Source organism: Pseudomonas asturiensis, from assembly GCF_900143095.1.
Lineage (GTDB): Bacteria > Pseudomonadota > Gammaproteobacteria > Pseudomonadales > Pseudomonadaceae > Aquipseudomonas > Aquipseudomonas asturiensis.
In genome coordinates, this window is record NZ_FRDA01000022.1 from 45,181 (window position 1) to 65,768 (window position 20,588).

General features: G+C 59.8%; 18 protein-coding genes and 1 riboswitch. Of the genes, 11 read left to right on the forward strand and 7 right to left on the reverse strand.

All coding sequences use genetic code 11. The features are described from left to right. The first annotated feature begins 74 nt into the window (after positions 1 to 74). On the forward strand, positions 75 to 971 hold the full coding sequence (locus BUB69_RS25675; protein WP_073172398.1) for a homocysteine S-methyltransferase family protein: 897 nt from the start codon (positions 75 to 77) through the stop codon (positions 969 to 971). Positions 972 to 1,065: 94 nt separating this feature from the next. Here BUB69_RS25675 and mqo read toward each other — a convergent pair whose 3' ends face one another. Together mqo and BUB69_RS25685 are read right to left on the reverse strand one after the other, a co-directional pair. After that, entirely contained in the window at positions 1,066 to 2,574 is a 1,509-nt protein-coding gene (gene mqo / locus BUB69_RS25680; RefSeq protein WP_073172401.1) for a malate dehydrogenase (quinone), read from the reverse strand. Positions 2,575 to 3,298: 724 nt separating this feature from the next. Then, positions 3,299 to 3,532: a hypothetical protein gene (locus BUB69_RS25685; RefSeq protein ID WP_073172404.1), complete on the reverse strand. Its 234-nt coding sequence runs from the start codon at positions 3,530 to 3,532 to the stop codon at positions 3,299 to 3,301. A gap of 204 nt (positions 3,533 to 3,736) precedes the next feature. On the opposite strand from BUB69_RS25685, the gene BUB69_RS25690 reads away from it, so the two are divergent. Next, entirely contained in the window at positions 3,737 to 4,321 is a 585-nt protein-coding gene (locus BUB69_RS25690; protein ID WP_073172408.1) for a YajG family lipoprotein, read from the forward strand. Positions 4,322 to 4,394: 73 nt separating this feature from the next. Here the strand turns inward: BUB69_RS25690 and BUB69_RS25695 are convergent, their stop codons facing one another. Both BUB69_RS25695 and BUB69_RS25700 read right to left on the reverse strand, forming a co-directional pair. Then, positions 4,395 to 4,601 (reverse strand): hypothetical protein, encoded by a 207-nt coding sequence (locus tag BUB69_RS25695; RefSeq protein ID WP_073172411.1) that lies wholly within the window; start codon positions 4,599 to 4,601, stop codon positions 4,395 to 4,397. 157 nt (positions 4,602 to 4,758) lie between these two features. Continuing rightward, positions 4,759 to 5,922, reverse strand: coding sequence for a 1-acyl-sn-glycerol-3-phosphate acyltransferase (locus BUB69_RS25700; protein ID WP_073172414.1), 1,164 nt, complete (start codon positions 5,920 to 5,922; stop codon positions 4,759 to 4,761). Between the two features lie 105 nt (positions 5,923 to 6,027). Here BUB69_RS25700 and BUB69_RS25705 point away from each other — a divergent pair, with 105 nt between their 5' ends. The 4 genes from BUB69_RS25705 (at position 6,028) to BUB69_RS25720 (ending at position 8,111) form a co-directional block, all read left to right on the forward strand. Then, positions 6,028 to 6,210, forward strand: a complete 183-nt coding sequence (locus BUB69_RS25705; protein WP_073172417.1) for a CPXCG motif-containing cysteine-rich protein — start codon at positions 6,028 to 6,030, stop codon at positions 6,208 to 6,210. Continuing rightward, positions 6,210 to 6,473, forward strand: coding sequence for a putative signal transducing protein (locus BUB69_RS25710; protein WP_073172421.1), 264 nt, complete (start codon positions 6,210 to 6,212; stop codon positions 6,471 to 6,473). Before BUB69_RS25705 ends, BUB69_RS25710 begins: the two co-directional genes overlap by 1 nt. Before the next feature lie 32 nt (positions 6,474 to 6,505). Beyond that, on the forward strand, positions 6,506 to 7,135 hold the full coding sequence (locus BUB69_RS25715) for an SOS response-associated peptidase (protein WP_073172424.1): 630 nt from the start codon (positions 6,506 to 6,508) through the stop codon (positions 7,133 to 7,135). 157 nt (positions 7,136 to 7,292) lie between these two features. Continuing rightward, positions 7,293 to 8,111 carry a M48 family metallopeptidase gene (locus tag BUB69_RS25720; RefSeq protein WP_073172427.1) on the forward strand — a complete coding sequence of 273 codons (819 nt, stop codon included), beginning with the start codon at positions 7,293 to 7,295 and terminating at the stop codon, positions 8,109 to 8,111. Positions 8,112 to 8,169: 58 nt separating this feature from the next. Here BUB69_RS25720 and BUB69_RS25725 read toward each other — a convergent pair whose 3' ends face one another. The 3 genes from BUB69_RS25725 to BUB69_RS25735 form a co-directional block, all read right to left on the reverse strand. Beyond that, positions 8,170 to 8,754, reverse strand: a complete 585-nt coding sequence (locus tag BUB69_RS25725) for a TMEM165/GDT1 family protein (protein ID WP_073172430.1) — start codon at positions 8,752 to 8,754, stop codon at positions 8,170 to 8,172. Between the two features lie 69 nt (positions 8,755 to 8,823). Further along, positions 8,824 to 8,962, reverse strand: a riboswitch (yybP-ykoY riboswitch). Positions 8,963 to 9,000: 38 nt separating this feature from the next. Then, on the reverse strand, positions 9,001 to 9,999 hold the full coding sequence (locus tag BUB69_RS25730; protein ID WP_073172433.1) for a methyltransferase: 999 nt from the start codon (positions 9,997 to 9,999) through the stop codon (positions 9,001 to 9,003). A gap of 394 nt (positions 10,000 to 10,393) precedes the next feature. After that, positions 10,394 to 11,362 carry a 2-hydroxyacid dehydrogenase gene (locus BUB69_RS25735; protein WP_073172436.1) on the reverse strand — a complete coding sequence of 323 codons (969 nt, stop codon included), beginning with the start codon at positions 11,360 to 11,362 and terminating at the stop codon, positions 10,394 to 10,396. 86 nt (positions 11,363 to 11,448) lie between these two features. On the opposite strand from BUB69_RS25735, the gene BUB69_RS25740 reads away from it, so the two are divergent. The 5 genes from BUB69_RS25740 (at position 11,449) to BUB69_RS25760 (ending at position 20,579) form a co-directional block, all read left to right on the forward strand. Further along, entirely contained in the window at positions 11,449 to 12,078 is a 630-nt protein-coding gene (locus BUB69_RS25740) for a LysE family translocator (protein ID WP_073172439.1), read from the forward strand. Between the two features lie 169 nt (positions 12,079 to 12,247). Continuing rightward, entirely contained in the window at positions 12,248 to 13,930 is a 1,683-nt protein-coding gene (locus tag BUB69_RS25745; RefSeq protein ID WP_073172442.1) for a fatty acid--CoA ligase, read from the forward strand. A gap of 364 nt (positions 13,931 to 14,294) precedes the next feature. Continuing rightward, on the forward strand, positions 14,295 to 16,232 hold the full coding sequence (locus tag BUB69_RS25750) for a DUF1302 domain-containing protein (RefSeq protein ID WP_073172446.1): 1,938 nt from the start codon (positions 14,295 to 14,297) through the stop codon (positions 16,230 to 16,232). Positions 16,233 to 16,262: 30 nt separating this feature from the next. Beyond that, positions 16,263 to 17,627, forward strand: coding sequence for a DUF1329 domain-containing protein (locus tag BUB69_RS25755; RefSeq protein WP_163032191.1), 1,365 nt, complete (start codon positions 16,263 to 16,265; stop codon positions 17,625 to 17,627). 219 nt (positions 17,628 to 17,846) lie between these two features. Beyond that, on the forward strand, positions 17,847 to 20,579 hold the full coding sequence (locus tag BUB69_RS25760; RefSeq protein WP_073172453.1) for a winged helix-turn-helix domain-containing protein: 2,733 nt from the start codon (positions 17,847 to 17,849) through the stop codon (positions 20,577 to 20,579). Positions 20,580 to 20,588 lie beyond the last annotated feature (9 nt).

Genomic DNA, 20,588 nt, shown 5'->3' on the forward strand with positions numbered 1-20,588 from the left:
AGAGCCGTATTAAATACGTTATACAAGACTGACTCATAATGAGTTTTTTTCATATACATATAAGTAGATGACCTATGACCCAAGGCACAACTGTAATTCTTGATGGCGGCATGGGCCGCGAACTACAGCGTCGCGGCGCGCCATTTCGTCAACCTGAATGGTCTGCTCTGGCCTTGAGCGAAGCGCCGGAAGCCGTCAGCGACGTGCACGCTGCTTATATCGAAAGCGGCGCTCAGGTGATTACCAGCAACAGTTACGCGGTGGTGCCGTTTCATATTGGCGAAGTGCGTTTTGCTAAAGAGGGTCAGGCGCTGGCGGCCTTGGCCGGACAACTGGCCCGGGCGTCTGCCGATGCATCGGGTGGTCGCGCACGCGTGGCAGGTTCGATTCCGCCGTTGTTCGGCTCCTATCGTCCCGACTTGTATAAGCCGGAGCGTGCCGCGGAAATCCTGCAGCCTCTGGTCGCCGGCCTGACGCCGTATGTAGACCTCTGGCTAGCCGAAACCCAGAGCTGCATTCTCGAAGCGCAGACCATCCGCGCGGGCCTGCCGGCCGACGGCAAACCGTTCTGGCTGTCCTTCACGTTGCAGGACGAAGACACCGACGAGGTCCCACGCCTGCGTTCCGGCGAGCCCGTGGCGGATGCTGCCCGGGCAGCGGCTGAAATGGGCGTCGCCACCTTGCTGTTCAACTGCAGTCAGCCGGAAGTGATTGGCGGCGCCATTGATGCCGCCCGCGACGTGTTCAAGTCGCTGAACGTCGATATCGCCATCGGTGCCTACGCCAACGCCTTCCCGCCGCAACCCAAGGATGCCAAGGCCAACGACGGTCTGGATGAATTGCGTGAAGACCTCGATCCGCAGGGTTATCAGCAGTGGGCGGCAGACTGGGTCAAACGGGGTGCCACGCACATCGGCGGCTGCTGCGGCATCGGCCCTGAGCACATCGCGGTTCTGTCCCGCAGCCTTTAAGCCGCTGCTGTAAAGCGTCGAAAAGAAAAACCCCGTGGCCCTTTCGAGTCCACGGGGTTTTTCATGCTGACGGCTCAATCAACTGGCAATCAGATCAGGCGAAGCTCTGTTCCTGATTGGTCTTCTCGGCCAGTTCCAGGTTCTCGTCGCTCTGGCTGCTGATGCGCTCGTACAGCTCGGCGTCAGTTTCCAGCGCCTTTTCCCGCGCCGGGAAAATCTCGTTGAGCTTGGCAGCCCATTCCGTGCGGGTTTTTTCCGGGAAGCAGCGCTCGATCAGTTCCAGCATGATCGACACCGTGACGGACGCACCCGGCGAAGCGCCGAGCAATGCCGCGAGTGAGCCATCTTTGGCCGAGACCAGTTCGGTGCCGAATTGCAGCACGCCCCCTTTCTTGGCGTCCTTCTTGATGATCTGCACGCGCTGACCAGCCACTTCCAGACGCCAGTCTTCAGCTTTGGCCTCGGGGTAGAAGCGACGCAGTGACTCAAGACGCTGCTCCATCGACTGCATCACTTCGCTGACCAGGTACTTGGTCAGGTCCATGTTGTCACGCGCCACTGCCAGCATCGGCTTGATGTTGGCCACACGCACCGACAGCGGCAGGTCGAGGAACGAGCCGTGCTTCAGGAACTTGGTGGTGAAACCGGCATAAGGTCCGAACAACAGGGACTTCTTGCCGTCGACCACGCGAGTATCAAGGTGCGGTACGGACATCGGCGGCGAACCCACTGCTGCCTGGCTGTAGACCTTGGCCTGGTGGTGCTTGACCACTTCCGGGTTGTCGCAACGCAGCCACTGACCGCTGACCGGGAAGCCGCCGAACCCTTTGCTCTCTTCGATACCGGACATCTGCAGCAACGGCAGTGCCGCGCCGCCCGCACCGAGAAACACGAATCTGGCGTCGATCTGACGCGTGCCGCCGCTGTTCACGTCCTTGATAGTGACGGTCCAGCCATCGCCCTTACGGGTGAGGTCGGTTACACGCTTGCAGTATTTGACCTGGGCATCCGGGGCGCTGGACAGGTGCTTGAGCAACTGATTGGTCAGCGCGCCGAAGTTGACGTCGGTGCCGTTCATCATGCGCGTCGCGGCAATTCTTTCGTCTGCCGGACGGCCCGGCATCATCAGCGGCATCCACTCGGCAAGCGTTGCCTTGTCTTCGGTGTATTCCATCGAAGAAAACGCGTGGTGCTTGCGCATGGCCTCAAAACGGGTCTTGAGGAACGAGATACCGTTTTCGCCCTGAACGAAGCTCAGGTGCGGAACCGGATTGATGAACGATTTCGCCGAACCGAAGGTGCCTTTGCGGGCCAGATAGGCCCAGAACTGCTTCGAGACTTCGAACTGGGTGTTGATGTGCACCGCTTTCTTGATGTCGATTGAGCCATCGGCAGCGGGCGGGGTGTAGTTGAGTTCGCACAGGCCGGCGTGGCCGGTGCCTGCGTTGTTCCATGGGTTGGAACTCTCTGCAGCACCGGAGTCCATGAGCTCAACGACTTCCAGCTTGAGGCCGGGGTCGAGCTCTTTGAGCAGTACGGCCAGCGTGGCACTCATGATGCCCGCACCTACCAGTACTACATCGACTGCTTCGTTATGCGCCATTAACGCGTCTCCAAAATCTGCAGCACCAAATTGACGGCATACGATCCTGAGGCTGTGTGCCGGAAGGTCGGGGCAAGGGTCTGGGTTGTGCCCATCGCTTCCCGGCCAGGATCGCCTGTCCGATTCTTCGCAATTTTTCGCATCTCAAGCGCAGGTCCCGGTCAGGCTCAGTCAAGGTTCATAGTAAGGCATGAACGCATGTTCGAACCCGCTCGGCCATTCGACCATCGTCAAGGTGTCGGTCACGCAGGCGACCGGTCCCTGCCGATGATCGTCAGGCTCCGGTGATGGAGGCGCAGTCGCGGTCAGTCCTGTTCAAAAGGGCCGGTTCAGACGCTGATGGTGCATTTACAAACGCGTACCTATTCATTTGCTCGCCACACTCTTGTGAAGTAGTGAAACCGTTTTTCACGTTCTTTTGGAAACGCGAACCAAACCTCAAAAATGGCTGCGGTAGCAGCGCTGGCAGGTCGGTGCATACAAGGTGAGGCGCTGACAGATCAGAAAGGTTCGATAGGATTCGAGCGATTCTGCACCGTTCATCGAGCACACCCGCGTGCAATGACCTGTGTGGGCGGCTCTCTGTGGGCAGAACGGAGGCGCTAATACGGCGATTAGCAGTGCTGCGAGGCCCGATCAGGAGACGTCCTTATAATCGGGGGGAGATTATAGCGATGAAACGACGGAAATTGATCGGTTTAAGTGACTTTTATTCGCGATCGGGTCAGGCGGTGATTAACTGACGACGCGCCGCTCGCACGTCACGCTGCGCAATACGTGCGCTGGCGGGCAGTGGCTGGTTCAGCCAGTTGATCCGTTGTTCGTTGACTTCGACCCACTCATGCCCTGATGGACGCTCGGCGCAGTGCTTGAAGGCACGGCAGATACCGGCGTGGTCAACCCGCGCGTAGTGACGGTGCTGGGGGCGGGCGGTGAAGAGGGACCAGAAAAGATTCATGGCGCAGCTCCTTGGGTGAGTGAGCGTCGAGGCAGTGAAGGCGAGTCTGCCGCCTTGTTATGACGCCCTGATTACACGGCGCGCAGCTGAACCATCAGGGTTTTTTGAGGGTCCCAGCCTTACTGGTAGGTGGACACTGGTTTGCCAGTGTTGCACGCCGCTATACTGCGGCACATTTAGTGCCTGGCCCATGGAGAGATGAGCATGCTGCGTCGCCTTTTGTTCGGTTTGCTTGCTGTAAGCAGTTTGACCCTGGTGGGCTGCGCCCACAGCCCTCAACAACTCAGCCCGCAACCCAAGATCAATGCCCAGCTCGCGCCTGTCGGGCGCGGTCAGCCGGTCGTTGTGCGTGTAGTAGACGGTCGTCCGGGCCCGACACTGGGCACGCGTGGCGGTATGTACCCTGAAACGAGCTCCATCAGCGTCAGCGGCAACGACATCGTGCCCAAGTTGCAGGCTCAGGCGGAAGCCGCTGTACGTCTGCTGGGCTTCACGCCCACCCAGGGTGGCAGCAACGCACCCCAACTGACCGTGACCCTGGCCGACCTCAAGTATCAGTCGCCAAAAGAAGGTCTGTACGTGACTGAAGCCACGATCAGTTCGACCTTCCGCGCCGATGTACGCAACAACGGCCGTAACTACAGTGGTCGTTATGCCGCGTCGCTGGACCAGCGCTTCGGTATGGCACCGAATCAGGAAACCAACACCAAGCTGGTAAGTGACGTGTTGAGCGATGCGCTGACCCGTGTGTTCCAGGATCCGACCATTGGTTCGACCCTGTCGCAGTAACCTGCGCTGACTAAAAAGCCCGGCCCTCGATGAGAGGGCCGGGCTTTTTTACATCTGCAGGCGGCTGGCCTGATCAGGCTGCCTGCTGATAGAAGCCCAGAAAGCTGAACCCGGTGTCCTGATCCACATCCGGCAGATCGTGATGCACATGGCCGCCCAAGGCGCAGTAGACCAGCCAGTGGCGGTCTTGAACGTTGAACGCCAAGGCGTCGATCAGCTCCTGCTGCTCATCGCTTTGGGCGATCAGATAAAGGCGATCCTGGTTTTTTGCATGCAGCATGACAAGCTCCAAAAGGAAGGAAGTCCGTTTCTTGAGGAGCCACACAATGCCGAGGGCGCGTTACGGTTAGGTGACAGCTGCGGGGAAATTTCTTACAGGATGATTCGAGGCTGGATCGTGCCCACGCGCAACGATGGGCACGATCAGCCGTTCACACTCACAACGCCAGACCAGCCTTTACCCGATACTGGTTACGCACCGGCGTCGCGTACTGCTGCACCAGATAAGGCCGGTGCTCGGCGGGAGCGCCGGCGAGTCTGCTTTCCCATTCATCCTTGGCGCGATTGAGCTCGTCGGCCGGGAACAGGTCGGCAGCCAGTGGCACATTCAGGCTCGGGTCGGCGTCGGCCCATTGCGCGTAAGCCAGGTAATGCACCGGGAACAGACGGTAGCCACCAAGGATCTGCCGGTCCATTTCGATGGCCAGTTGCTTGGTGTCTTCGAAATGCTCGGTGATCGGTGGCGCGAAGTTCACGTGCACGCGGCCTTTATAGCCGGTGATGCCCAGCGCAATGCTCACGTCGTCCTCGCCCGGCGTCTTGGTGTAAGAGCCTGTAGTGGCGCGGATATACAGTTCGCGGGCCTTGGCGTGGTCGCACGGATCGTATTCGTAGCTGATCGACACCGGAATCAGGTTCAGCGAGCGGATCACGTCACCGAAGGGTTCTTCCTTGCGGCTCATGTGAAACATCTTGAGGATTGCTGACTCGGTACGATCATCCCCGTCCTTGGCGCGACCTTCTGCCTGGGCGATCCAGATCGACTGGCAATCCTGGGTAATCGAGTGGTTGATGTACGCCGACAGCAGTTGATACGCCGCCATCTTCTCGCGACGCCCAATAATCGAACGGTGCACGATAAAACTCTTGTTCAGGCGCATCAGGTCGCTGACGAAGGGCTTTTGCAGCAGGTTGTCGCCAATGGCAATGCGTGGTGTAGGCAGGCCTGCGTGGTACACGGCATAGTTGACGAACGCGGGGTCCATCACGATATCGCGGTGGTTGGCCAGAAACAGATAGGCGCAGCCGGACTTGAGCTGCTCGACACCGGTATACGTGACGCCGTCAGTGGCGCGCTCGATGGTGTGGTCGACGTAGTACTCGACCTTGTCCTGCAAGGTGGCGACCGAGTCGATGCCTGCGAATTCGCGGCGCAGCTTGCGCGCCAGGGTCGGTTGCAGAAACCAGCCGAATGCAGGCGCCAGGCGTGGAAAGCGGAATTTGGTCAGGATCGCGAGAAAAGCTTTATCGCTCAGCAGACGGGCCAGAACGGCCGGCACTTCTGAATCGTTGTAAGGTCGGATGGCATCGAATTCGCCCATCATGCTCTCTTGTTTGAATCGGATAGGGTAAAAAGAAGGCAGGTATGTCACGACAACCTTCGAAGAATGGCGCAATTATACGCACAACTGATCCCGGAGACCGCGATGCAGGAATTACAGAGTTACGACTGCCCTTACTGCGGTGAGGCCGTGGAAACGTTGCTGGATCTCTCCGGCGGTGATCAACAGTACATTGAAGACTGTCAGGTCTGCTGCCGCCCGATCGTATTCGACCTCCAGACCGACGGCGAGCAGTGGACGCTGGATGTACGCACCGAGAACGAGTGATGCAGAGAATCTACGAGCCGGAAAACCTTATGGAAGGCGAGCTGCTGCAAGGCATGCTGGCCAGCGAAGGCATCGAAGCGTACCTGGCGGGGCGTGATCTGCTCGGCGGTATGGGCGAGTTGCCGGTCTTCGGTCTGCTCTGGATCACCGTCGAAGACGATGAGGTTGAGCGCGCACGCGCGTTGATCACTGCGTACAATGCCGCTTCGCCGATGCCCGGTGGCGATGAGCCGGACAGTTTTCCCGATGTACTGGTGTGTTGAACGCCTTCATTTAAAGAGTCCGATTACCCCTCATGTGTGGACGTTATGCCCTGTTTCGCTGGACCCCCGCGTTTGCGGCCTTGCCCGGTTTTCCGGCCGACCAGCAGGCCCAATGGAATATTTCTCCGGCTGACTGGGTGTTGATCATGCGCGCCGCCGAGGGCGACGGCGACGTCGAGCTGGTACGGGCCCGCTGGGGACTGACACCGGCATGGCTCACGGATCTTTCCCGCACGCCGGCCCACGCCAGGGCTGAAACCGTGGCCGAACAACCCATGTTCCGCGAGGCGTTCCTTAAACGTCGCTGCCTGCTTCCCGCCAATGGCTTTTACGAGTGGCGCGGCACCTCACGCAAACGCCCGTTCTGGCTCACGCCGGGCGAGGGGGCTGCGTTGTTTTTCGCCGCCATATGGGAAGCGTACCCGGTTCAGGGGCACACCTATCTAAGTGTGGCAGTGGTCACTCAGGCGGCAGCGACCCAGCGTCGTCCGCTGATTCTCGATGCCGAAGGGCAGAAAGCCTGGCTGGCTGCCGACACGCCGCTCCACACACTGCAAGCCTTGCTCGCAGCGCCGCAGATCGCATTGCGCGAGCGTCCGTTGGCCAATCTGGTCAACGACCCGAAACTCAACGCGCCCGAGTGCCTGACGCCGTTGAGTTGATAAGGCAGGTAGGGGAGTCGACACTCTTCTGATACATACCTGACATACAGAAGGAACCAATTGCTGCTGCAACGTACCAACATGGCAATTGGCTGGTATCTGGCGCTGGACGTATTCACGTCCTAGGATGACCGCCTCATCAACAAGGAGAAGTCTCATGCGTCAGTCATTTGCCCTATGTGCCTTGAGCGCAGCGTTATTGCTCGGCGGGTGTCAGGCCGTCAACACGACCTCGGGCGATTCGGTCGGGGTAGAGCGAAAGCAGTACATGTTCAGCATGCTCTCCACGGATGAAGTGAACAAAATGTACGCGCAGTCGTATCAGCAGACCGTTGGCGAGGCGAGCAGCAAGGGGGTACTGGACACCACCAGCGCGGAGGCCAAACGCGTCAATGCGATTGCCAAACGACTGATAGCACAGGCGCCAAAACTGCGGCCCGATTCGGCTCAGTGGCAGTGGGAAGTGAACCTGATCAAGAGTGATGATCTGAACGCCAACTGTGGTCCAGGCGGCAAGATCATTGTTTATACAGGCCTGATCGATACCTTGAAACTGACCGACGACGAAATTGCTGCGGTCATGGGCCACGAAATCGCCCATGCCTTGCGTGAGCATGGTCGTGAAGCGATGTCCAAGGCGTATGGTGTAGCGATGGCCAAGCAGGGCGCAGGAGCCTTGCTCGGTATGGGCCAGGACAGCCTGGCGCTGGCCGATACAGTGGTCAATTACAGCCTGACCCTGCCCAACAGCCGCAGCAACGAAAATGAAGCTGACCTGCTGGGTCTGGAACTCGCCGCACGCGCCGGTTACAACCCTAACGCGGCGATCACCCTGTGGCAGAAAATGACGCAGAACGCCGGTGGTTCGCAGCCCGAGTTCATGAGCACGCACCCGGCATCGCAAAACCGGATTTCCTCCTTGCAGGCTGCCATTCCCAAGGTGATGCCGCTGTATCAGAGCGCGCCCAAGTCCTGATGAGTGCGAAGGCGCGGGGCGAAGCGTAAGGCCTCGCAACGCGCCTGACAGGCTGCGGTCAGACCCAGCCGCTGACCTGCATGGCCTTGTACACCGCTACCAGTGCCAGCACGAAGAACGCACACGCGGCCAGTCGACGAATCATCGTCAGCGGCAGCTTTTCGGCCGCGAAATTACCCGCCAGTACCACCGGCACGTTGGCGATCAGCATGCCGACCGTGGTGCCGAGAATCACCAGCCACAGGTAGGAATACTGCGCTGCCAGCATGACGGTCGCGATCTGCGTCTTGTCGCCGATTTCCGCGATGAAGAAGGTGATGAGGGTGGTCATGAACGGACCGAATTTACGTGCTGTGCTGGCTTCGTCATCGTCCATCTTGTCGGGCACCAGGGTCCAGAGCGCCGTGGCGGTGAAGCTGGCAGCCAGAATCCAGTGCAACACCGCATCGGATAGGAAGCTGCTGAACCAGGCGCCTACTGCACCGGCCGCGGCATGGTTGGCCAGGGTGGCGGCAACGATACCGGCGATGATGGGCCAGGGCTTGCGAAAGCGTGCGGCGAGGATGAGCGCGAGCAACTGCGTCTTGTCACCGATTTCGGCGAGCGCAACGACTGCAGTAGGGACGAGAAATGATTCCAGCATCAGGTTTCCTAAGGGGCGGGTCGACACGGCTATGACACGTACAGCCTTCCCGCCCCGGGTAAGGTGTGCGTGTCATAGGTCTTGTCAAACCACCGATCCGTCTGAGCGGATTCCGGGTCGCACGTACCATGGTCTGAGGACCAAGTATGTTGATACGTGCCGGACGAGCGCGGGGCTCGTGGGAGACTACTCCCCTAGGACGGAGCGGATTCTGCCTTCGCAAAATCCTTTCGGCAAGCTCTTATTTCAAGAACGTTTGGCGCTGTAAATCTTGAAGCCGTTGCCTTGGGCACGGACTTCGCAGGCACCGACATGCTCTTCGATGAGCGGTTGATAACGCAGGAAGTTATTGGCCACCAGGCGCAGTTCGCCGCCTGATTTCAGATGTTGGCGTGCTTTTCGCAGCAGGTTTTCTGTCGCCATGTAATCGGTATGAACCCCGACATGAAACGGCGGATTGCTCAGAATCGTGTTCAAACCCATCGGCGCGGCGTCGATACCGTCACCCGTCAATACCTGTGCTTCAAGGCCATTGGCGGCCAGCGTCAGGCGGGAACTGGCCGTGGCGAATGCATCCACATCCAGCATCACCACCTCGTTGTGCGGGTAGCGACGTTTCACCGCCGCACCCAGAACACCCGCACCACAGCCGAAATCGAGCAGATTGCCGCTTGGCAGCTTGTCGATATTGTCCAGCAGCAGGGCCGAGCCGCGATCGAGGCGGCCATGGCTGAATACCCCCGGCAGGCTGATGACGATCAGCGGACCGTCCTGCAGGTCGATCTGATAAGGCTTGGCAAGGCTTTCCAGGCTGACTGCCTGTGGGGCGTTTTCGACCGTGACCTGCCACAGTTGGCAGTGACGTGCGCTGTCGAGCTTGCGTGCACGTCCGAACGGGCTCAATTGTCTGGCAGCGGCTTCGATACCGCCCCGTTTTTCGCCGACCAGAAACAGCTCTTGGCCTTGCAGGCGCGAGGCCAGCGCATTGAGCAGGTAGTCGGTCAGGTCGCGGGCCTTGGGCAGGAACAGCACGGCGGCGTCGAATGGCTGTTCTGGCGCCTCGACACCAAAGTGAGTACGCCCCTCGAAGCGCGCATCCAGCGCCGACTGATCACCGGCATGCCAGCACCAGCCACGTGCCTGCGGCAGTTTCCCGAGCAGGTCGTCGGCGGGCAAACCGGCCAACAGCAGCGAGCCTTGAAACAGCTCGGCCTGACGGAGTAACACTTCACTGCGCGGGTCCATGGAATGGCTCCTGAAAAAGCGCGCAGTTTAACAGGATTGCTCGCTTACACAGGGCGCTTGAGAAACCGTATCGGCAGCCAGCCGCCTCCCATCAAACAGCCCGTAAGTCCGCGAGTGAAAAGATTTTGTTGGCGCGGGCCGGGCGGCGTTCCGTTGTCCGCGAAAAGGCGAGTGCATCCGACAAATATTCAGTGACGCAAACACAGTATTCGCGGACAAGTCCGCTCCCACGATCCGGTGTGTGCTGCGCAACAACATGCAACTGACTGAACAAAAACAGTTTTTGTGGGAGCGAGCTTGCTCGCGAAAGGGCCGGCGCTGACGCCATAGTCCATATCGCCTGTATCAGCCCTGGTGACCACGCTCACTGCCACGGGGTCTTTGACCTGTTCTGTCACCCGCTCACAACCCTGACTGGCGCACCGGCGAAAAATGCCCGGGCGTTTTCGGCTACCTGGCTGACGATGCGCTGACGGGCTTCCTTCGCGCCCCATGCGCTGTGCGGGGTGATGATCAGGCGCGGGATGTCGCCTGCCAGCAGAGGATTGCCTGCGACGGGAGGCTCGACACTCAACACATCTGACGCTGCGCCGCCCAGATGCCCATTGCGCAGCGCGTCGGCCAAGGCCTGCTCATTGATCAGCCCGCCGCGTGCGGTGTTGACGATGAACGCATGGGGCTTCATCAGGCTCAGTTCATGAGCACCGATCATGTCGCGGGTGTTGTCGTTGAGCGGACAGTGCAGGGTCAGCGCGTCGACCTGCGGCAGCAGCTCCTCCAGAGGCAGGCGATCCGGGCGTGCAGGCCTGCCAGGAATCTGTCCCGGCAACACACGCATGCCAAATGCCTGCGCCAGCTTCGCGACCGCGCCGCCCAGTTCGCCATGACCCAGCAGGCCCAGAGTCTTGCCTTCAAGTTCGACAATGGGGAAATCCAGCAGGCAGAACTGTTTAGATTGCTGCCACAGCCCTTGATGCACGGCCTGCTGATAGTCCGGCAGGCGGGTGGCGAGCGCCAGCAGCAAAAGGAGTGTGTGCTGAGCCACGGAGGGCGTTCCGTAGCCTTGGCAGTTGCACACCGTCACGCCATGTTCGCGAGCCGCCGCCAGATCGACATTGTTAGTGCCTGTCGCCGTGACCAGAATCAGCTTCAAGTCGGGACATGCTGCGAACGTGCCGGCATCGATCAAGACCTTGTTGCTGATGGCGACCTGAGCACCTTTCAGACGCTCGGCCACCTGCTCAGGTCCTGTGCTGGCGTGCAGCACCAGTTCGTCAAAGCGTTCACGCAGGGGCCCAAGATCCAGATCGCCCAGATCCAGCGACGTGTGGTCGAGGAAAACTGCTCTGCCGGGTTTGCTCATAGCTGTACCTTTTACCGGGGAATTGGAAGGCGTAGTCTGATCAGCCTATCAGAGCCCAGGCTCGACCACATTCCAGGAGAGCCGCCATGTATTGGCCAGAATTTCTGACCGTCGCATTGATCCATTTGCTGGCTGTCGCAAGCCCCGGCCCCGATTTCGCGGTTGTGGTGCGCGAGAGTGTTACCCATGGCCGCAAGGCGGGTACATGGGCGGCGCTGGGCGTCGGCTCGGCGATTTTTGTGCACGTGGGGTATTCGCTGCTGGGCATCGGAATCATCGTTTCGCAGTCCATCGTGCTGTTCAATGCGCTGAAATGGGCGGCGGCGGCCTATCTGCTCTACATCGGCTTCAAGGCCCTGCGCGCCAGGCCGGCCAGTGCCGCCGATGACGTCATCAAGACCGTCGCTGGCGAGCGCACGGCCCGTGGCGCCTATGTGAGCGGGTTCGTTACCAACGGCCTGAACCCCAAGGCGACCTTGTTTTTCCTGTCGCTGTTCACGGTGGTGATCAACCCGCATACCCCGTTGCTGGTGCAAGGCGGGTACGGCGTTTACCTGGCCGTCGCCACGGCCGTCTGGTTCTGTCTGGTGGCCCGGCTGTTCAGCCAGGCACGCGTGCGTGCCGGTTTTGCGCGCATGGGCCACTGGTTCGACCGGGCGATGGGTGGGGTGTTGATCGCGCTGGGTATCAAGCTTGCGCTGACCGAGGTGCGTTGATTTTCGGTGCACAAAACTGACACATGAATCTGTAATGGTCCTTTGAATCGACGGTTCGTCTCTTCGCTCACTGGTCGCCAAATCATCCCTTCGGCTGATTTGGCTGGCGAGGCAGGGCTCTAGAGTCCATATTTCAGGCTTGGCCTGTAAACTTTGGAAAGGGACTCATATGTTACAGACTCGCGTTCTTGCGCCAGCCGATGGCGCTTATCAGTACCCTCTGTTGATCAAACGGCTCCTGATGTCCGGCAGCCGCTACGAAAAAACGCGTGAAATCGTTTACCGGGATCTGGTCCGGTATACCTACGTGGAACTGAACGAACGCATCTGCCGCCTCGCCAATGCGCTGACCGCAGCCGGGGTCAAGGCCGGGGATACGGTTGCTGTCATGGATTGGGACAGCCATCGTTACCTGGAATGCATGTTCGCCATTCCGATGATTGGCGCGGTGGTTCACACCGTCAACGTGCGCCTCTCGCCTGAACAGATCGCTTATACCATCAACCATGCCGACGACCGCGTCGTGCTGGTCAACAGTGAATTCGCAGGCTTGTACCAGGCTATCGCCGGGCATCTGACCACGGTCGAAAAGACCGTGTTGCTGACCGATCTGCCGGAAAAGACCGCTGACCTGCCCAACCTGGTCGGCGAATATGAAGCCTTGCTGGCGGCGGCCAGTCCCGAGTACGCGTTCGAGGATTTCGACGAAAACTCGGTCGCCACCACGTTCTATACCACCGGCACCACGGGCAACCCGAAGGGTGTGTATTTCACGCATCGACAGCTTGTTCTGCACACCCTGGGCGTGGCGACCATCATGGGGTGCATCGACAGCGTGCGCCTGCTGGGCACCGATGACGTCTACATGCCCATTACCCCGATGTTCCATGTGCATGCGTGGGGTATTCCGTACGCGGCGACCATGCTGGGGCTCAAGCAGGTCTATCCCGGTCGCTACGAGCCCGAACTGCTGGTCGAGCTGTGGCGCAAGGAGAAGGTCACGTTCTCCCACTGCGTGCCGACCATCATGCAGATGCTGCTCAATGCCAAGGGCGCGCAGGATGTGGATTTCGGCGGCTGGAAAATCATCATCGGCGGCAGCTCGCTCACACGCACGCTGTACAAGGCCGCCAAGGCGAAAGGGATTCAGCTCACGGCAGCTTATGGCATGTCCGAAACCGGGCCGCTGATTTCCGTGGCGCACATCAACGAAGAGCTGAAGGCGGGCAGCGAGGACGAGCGCATTACCTATCGCATCAAGGCCGGTGTGCCGGGCATGCTGGTGGACGCCGCTATTGTCGACGAGCAGGGCAACTTCCTGCCGGCCGATGGCGAGACCCAGGGCGAGCTTGTGCTGCGGGCACCCTGGCTGAGCGAGAGTTACTACCGCGAACCCGAGAAAGGGGCTGCGTTGTGGGCGGGCGGCTGGATGCATACAGGTGACGTTGCCACGCTGGATGGCATGGGCTTCATCGACATTCGTGACCGCATCAAGGACGTGATCAAGACCGGCGGTGAATGGGTGTCTTCGCTCGAGCTTGAAGACCTGTGCAGCCGGCATCCGGCAGTGCGCGAAGTCGCGGTGGTCGGTATCCCGGATCCGCAATGGGGCGAGCGGCCTTTCGCATTGCTGGTGGTGCACGACGGTCATCAGCTCGATGCCCGAATCCTCAAGGAGCACCTAAAGCCCTTTGTCGAGCAAGGTCACATCAATAAGTGGGCTATTCCCAGCCAGATCGCGCTTGTTACCGAAATTCCCAAGACCAGTGTCGGCAAGCTCGATAAAAAGCGCATGCGTCTGGATATTGTCGAGTGGCAAACCAGCAACAGCGCATTTCTCTCGACGCTCTGACGCATTTGCGTTTGTTGCGCCTGCCGTTGCGAGCCGCACGGCAGGTGCTTACGTCGCCAGGCTGGCTCTGCGCCTTGCCAAATTCCGATTTTAAGCCATTCTCCCCTCCAGGCCTGTCGAGCGACCTCGCGGGAACAGGCGGGCCAGAGGCGTTGATGCTGCAAATCACACTTTAGAGGGATCTGGTATCAGCGCCCGCTGGATATAGTCGGCATAGGGAATGTGCGAGAGCGAAATGACACTTTGTGTTGTAGCCATCCGGGCTGCCTGAAGAGTGTTGACAGTCAGTATTTGATTCGACGGCTGAGTCGTTTTTCTGAAAATTCCCACTGCCATAACAATAAAAGCACATGGAGTAGCGTCGATGACAACAACCACCCCCTTCTGGCGCCGGGCGAAATTGCCCCTGGCCGTCAGCCTTGCCTCTTCGCTCGCCGGCCCTGCTTTCGGCGTCTCGTTCAATATCGGTGAAATCGAAGGCAGCTTCGACTCCTCGCTTTCGGTCGGTGCCAGCTGGTCCACTGAAAACGCCAACAAGAACCTGATCGGCGCTAACAATGGCGGGCGCGGACTGTCTCAGACATCCGACGACGGCCACTTGAACTTCAAGCGTGGGGAAACGTTTTCGAAGATCTTCAAGGGCATCCATGACCTGGAATTGAAATACGGTGATACCGGTGTGTTTGTGCGTGGCAAATACTGGTATGACTTCGAACTCAAGGACGAAGGCCGCGAGTTCAAGGACATCAGCGACTCGAACCGCAAGGAGGGCGCCAAGTCGTCCGGGTTCCAGTTGCTCGACGCATTCGTGTACCACAACTATTCGATCGCTGATCAGCCCGGTGCTGTGCGGTTCGGTAAACAGGTCATCAGTTGGGGTGAAAGCACCTTCATCGGCGGCGGCATCAACAGCGTCAACCCGATCGACGTTTCGGCGTTCCGCCGTCCTGGCTCGGAAATCAAGGAAGGCCTGATTCCGGTCAACATGTTCTACCTGTCGCAAAGCCTGACCGACAACCTGTCTGCCGAAGGCTTCTACCAGCTGGAATGGGACCAGACGGTGACCGACAACTGCGGCACCTTCTTCTCGCAGCCTGATGTGATTGCCGACGGTTGCAACAACAACCTCGCGGTACTGCGCAGCCGCAATGGTCTTAACAGCTCACTGACCGCTGCTGGCCTGCCTGCCGGCGCGCGCGGTGCGATCTTCAATTCGCTGAGCCAGCAAGGCGTGGTGTTCGGCAACCCTGACGAAGGCGCAATCGTACGTCGGGGGCCTGACCGCGATGCACGTGACAGCGGGCAGTTCGGTTTCGCGTTGCGCTACAACTTCGAGCCGCTGGACACCGAATTCGGCGCGTACATGATGAATTACCATAGCCGTGCACCGATCTTCAGCGGTCGTGGCGGTTCGGCGGCGTCGTTCAGTCCTGCGGGGCTTGTGGGGTCGCTGGTTCGCAATGGCCTGCCGCAAGCGACCGCCACTGCGCTGGCGCCGACCTTGCTGCCTGTCGTGGTCGCCGGTAACTCCAGTTACTACGTCGAATACCCTGAAGATATCCGTCTCTATGGCCTGAGCTTCTCCACCACGTTGCCTACCGGCACTGCGTGGAGTGGCGAGATCAGCTACCGTCCGAACGCGCCGGTTCAGGTCAACACCACCGACATCCTGTATTCGGGCATTTCGCCGCTCAACCCTAACGTGTCGCTGCTGAGCGGGCAGCCCAACACCGATCAGCCGGGCTATCGCCGCAAGGAAATCACCCAGCTGCAAACCACCTTCACCCAGTTCTTCGATCAGGTCATGGGCGCCGAGCGTCTGACCCTGGTCGGCGAGGTCGGCTTTACCCACGTGGGGGGACTGGAAAGCACCTCGAAGATTCGTTATGGCCGCGACCCGGTGTATGGACCAGGCCCGTTGCCAGGCGGTCAGTGCGCGACGCTGAACGCCGGCACCCTGACCGGCGCCGATCAGAACAACCTGACCCGTTATTGCGAGAACGACGGTTTCACCACCGCCAACTCCTGGGGCTACCGCGCGCGCGCCATCTGGGACTACAACAGCTTCTTCGCCGGTGTGAACCTTCGGCCCAGTGTCGCCTGGTCGCATGACGTCAAAGGCTACTCGCCTGGCCCTGGCGGCAACTTCGAGGAAGGTCGCAAGGCTGTCAGCCTCGGTCTGGATGCCGAATACCAGAACACCTATACCGCAGGCCTTTCCTACACCAACTTCTTCGATGGGAAGTACACCACGGTGGATGACCGCGATTTCGTTGCGCTCAGCTTCGGCATGAACTTCTAAGAACACGGTTTTTTCGGGATGACTATGAGAATGAAAATAACAAAGGGTCTGTTGCAAGCCGGTCTGTTGGGCGTGTCGTTGCTGGCAACCAGCGTCATGGCGGCGGTGTCTGAATCCGAGGCAGCCAAACTGGGGACGTCGTTGACACCCATGGGGGCAGAAAAGGCGGGTAATGCGGCGAACACGATTTCGGCCTGGTCGCCGATGCCGAAAAACGCCGGTGCCGTCGACAGCAAGGGCTTCCTGGCCAATCCATACGCCAGTGAAAAACCGCTGTTCATCATCACGGCGGCCAACGTCGAGCAGTACAAGGACAAGCTGGCGCCCGGCCAATACGCGATGTTCAAGCGTTACCCGGACAGCTACAGGATCCCGGTGTACCCGACGCACCGTGGCGCGACCGTGCCGGATGACGTGTATGCGGCCATCAAGAAGAACGCAACCACGACCAAGCTGGTCGGTGGCGGCAGCGGTCTGGAGAATTTCGATACCGCCATTCCGTTTCCAATCCCGTCCAATGGTGTGGAAGTCATCTGGAACCACATCACCCGCTACCGTGGCGGCAGCGTGAAACGTCTGGTCACCCAGGCCACGCCACAGCCCAATGGTTCCTACAGCCTGGTGTACTTCGCTGACCAGTTCGTGTTCCGCGACAAGATGCGCGACTTCGATCCCAAGAATCCGGGCAACGTGCTGTTCTATTTCAAGCAGGAAGTAACCGCTCCGGCGCGTCTGGCCGGTGGTGTGTTGCTGGTGCACGAAACCCTCGATCAGGTTAAGGAGCCGCGCTCGGCGTGGCTGTACAACGCCGGTCAGCGCCGTGTGCGTCGTGCGCCTCAAGTGTCGTATGACGGTCCTGGCACTGCATCGGACGGCCTGCGTACGTCCGACAACCTGGACATGTACAACGGCGCGCCGGATCGCTACGACTGGAAACTGATCGGCAAACAGGAAATGTACATCGCTTCCAACAGCCACAAGCTGGACGATCCGACGCTCAAGTACGCCGATATCATCAAGGCCGGTCACATCAATCAGGACCTGACCCGTTACGAGCTGCGTCGTGTCTGGCACGTGACGGCCACTTTGAAAGAGGGTCAGCGCCACATCTATGCCAAGCGTGACTTCTTCATCGACGAAGACACCTGGCAGGCAGCAGTCATCGATCACTACGACGGTCGTGGCCAACTGTGGCGCGTCGCTGAAGCGCATGCCGAGAACTACTACGACAAGCAAGTGCCGTGGTACGCCATCGAAACGCTGTACGACCTGCAATCGGGCCGATACGTGGCGCTGGGCATGAAGAACGAAGAGAAACGGGCCTACGAGTTCGGTTTCACTGCGGGCACCAGCGACTTCACACCCAACGCGCTGCGTCAGGAAGGCGTTCGTTAAGCCAACGTGTGTAGCGCTTCTGGATACATGAAGCGCGTCTGAATCAACGCTTGAGCATCAAAGCCCCGCTTGCGGGGCTTTTTTGCGTCGGACGTCTGCCTTATAAGCTGTAGGAATTTTGTTACAGTCTTTTCAGTGATGGCCTTCAAAACGCGCCACTAACCCGCTAGTCTCCGAGCACCGTTACGCCGAAAAAACTGATTCATACAAGAGCCGGCCATGACTGATCTGTCCCGCATGCAAGGGTTCGCAGACAGCGCGATTCCTGCGTTGGAAGGGCGATTCTTCCGACCACCACTGCCCGATGGTTACGTGCTCAGGCCCCGTCTTTGTCAGCGTCTCAACGAAGGGTTGGCTGGACGCCTGCTGCTGGTCTGTGCGCCTGCAGGGTTCGGCAAAAGCTCGCTGGCGGTCGAGTTCTGTCAGGCCTTGCCAGACAAATGGCAGAGCGTATGGCTGGGGCTGAGTTCGCGAGACAGCGACCCCGGACGTTTTCTGGAGCGTCTGCTGACCGGGCTTCAGCAGTTCTTTCCGCAACTGGGGACTCAGGCGCTGGGGCTGCTGAAAATGCGCCAGCGTCATCAGCCGTTCGCGTTCGAACAGTGGCTTGACGGGTTACTGGATGAGTTGGCCGTGCACCTGATGCTGAGTCGGCCGCTGCTGCTGGTGCTTGACGATTACCATCTGGCCCAAGGGTCGGTTCTTGACCGTTGTCTGCAGTTCTTTCTCAACCATTTGCCTGTCGGTCTGGTGGTGATGGTCACCAGTCGCCAGCGCCCCGACTGGCATCTGGCGCGCTTGCGCCTGTCTCGCCAGCTCCTTGAAATCAACGAACAGGACCTGAGGCTCACGCAGGCCGAGTCCATGGCCCTGCTGGATCGGCACAGCCGTTCTCTTGATAACGAAGCACTGCAACGGCTGATTCAGCGCAGTGAAGGCTGGGTGGCAGGGTTGCGTTTCTGGTTATTGGCAGCTGCCGAAGCCGGGGATGAAAACGCGCTGCCGCAATCCTTGCATGGCGGCGAGGTGCTGATTCGCGAATACCTGCTTGAGGAAGTCATTGACTGCCTGCCTGCCGAGGCTCAGGCGTTTCTCTACGAAACGGCTTGTCTCGAGCGTTTTTGCAGCGCCTTGTGCGACGCGGCTCGGGACACCCACGACAGCGCCGACATGCTGCGCTATCTGCAGGCCCATCAGGTGTTTCTGGTGCCACTGGAAGAACAGGGGCACTGGTTTCGCTACCACCATCTTTTTTCGGACTTGCTGCGCGCACGTCAGGCCAGCAGGCCGCAACAGACGCGCCTGCACTTGAACGCCTGCCGCTGGTTCAGCGACCAGGGCCTGCTCGACGAAGCGGTCGAGCAGGCCCTGCGCGCCGGGAATCTGGATGTCGCGGCCAACCTGGTGCAAAACCTCTCCGAAGAACAACTGCTGGCTGAGCAGAATGTCGGCATGCTGCTGCGCTGGAAAATGGATTTGCCTGACAGCCTGCTGACCAGCACGCCCCGATTGATCGTGCTGTACGCCTGGGCATTGGGGCTGGCCTGCCAGCTGGACGCTGCCGAAGAACTGGCCGACAAGTTGAGCCGGTTTTTACCCGCCCCCTCGGCCACCGCGCAGAAGTCCATGCTTGCCCAATGGCTGGCGTTGAGTGGCGTCATCGCCCGCGGCCGGGGCGATAGTGCCAAGACCCTGAGGTATTGCAGCGAAGCCCTGCTCAGCCTGCCGGAAAAACGCTACGGCCAGCGCCTGGTGTGTCTCTCCACGCTGGCCAACCTGGCCATTGCCCAGGGCGATCTATGGCGCGCCCGTGCGTTGAATCGTGATGCGCTGGAACTGGCGCAACGGGTCGCCAATCCGTTGTTCGAAGCCCTGGCGCATTACGACCGTGCCAGAGCGCTGCAGGCTCGCGGCGAGATTCTTCGCGCACTGGACGAGGTGCGTCAGGGCCTGCAACGCCTCAAGGGACTTTCTGCATCAAGGCTCTACGCCGTCCGTGCGCGTCTGACGTTGTATGAAGGCTACCTGCTGACCCTGCGCATGCAGGTCGATGCAGGGCGCGCGAAATTACTGGCCGGACTTGCCGAAGCGCGCGCCTGTCGCGACATCAGTGTGTTGATCGGTCACTGTGTCATCGCCACCATGGAAGGCTGCGCCGGTCGCTTTGCTGAAGCGTTCGCGGAGCTGGCAGAGGCCGAGAGGTTGATGCACATCTGGGACGTCCCGCCGATTTATTACCTGGCGATGATTACCCTGGTCAAATGCGAGCTTTGGCTGGCGCAGGGGCGTGTCGATCTGGCCGAAGGCTGGTTGTTGCGTCTGACTCAGACGTACCGCGGCGATCTGGCCGCTGCTGCACCTGAATGTCATCCCCAATTGTCTCAGCACATCGAGTTTCAGCGCGCTTTGCTGGAGCGTATCCAGGGCGATGCCGCTGCCAGCGAACAACGCCTGCAACGGCTCGGCCAGCACGCTCAGGAAGTGGGGGCGCAGTTGCTCGCCGTCATCGCAATGACGCAACAGACAGGCCTGATGCTCACGGCCGGGCGCTTTGAGGAGGCGCGCGGGATGCTTGTTCGCAGCATGAAGGCCGCAACAGGTGGAGCGCTGATGCCGTTCAGGACACTGCTCACCGAGCACGCGCAGTGGTTGCGTGAGCAATTACTCCCTGCGCCACCGTGTCCGCTGCGCAATGCGTTGCTTGAGCAACTGCCTTCCTGTTCAGCGCCGCCGATTGCCGAGTCTCAGCCGGGTGGCGATTGCCTGAGCGTGCGTGAACTGGACGTTCTGCATCTGATTGCCCAAGGCTGCTCGAATCAGGAAATCAGCGAGCAGTTGTTCATCTCGCTGCACACGGTCAAGACCCACGCCAGTCATATCAACAGCAAGCTGGGGGTCGAGCGTCGCACCCAGGCCGTAGCCCGGGCCAAGGCGTTAGGGCTGTTGGGGTAGCGAATCCGG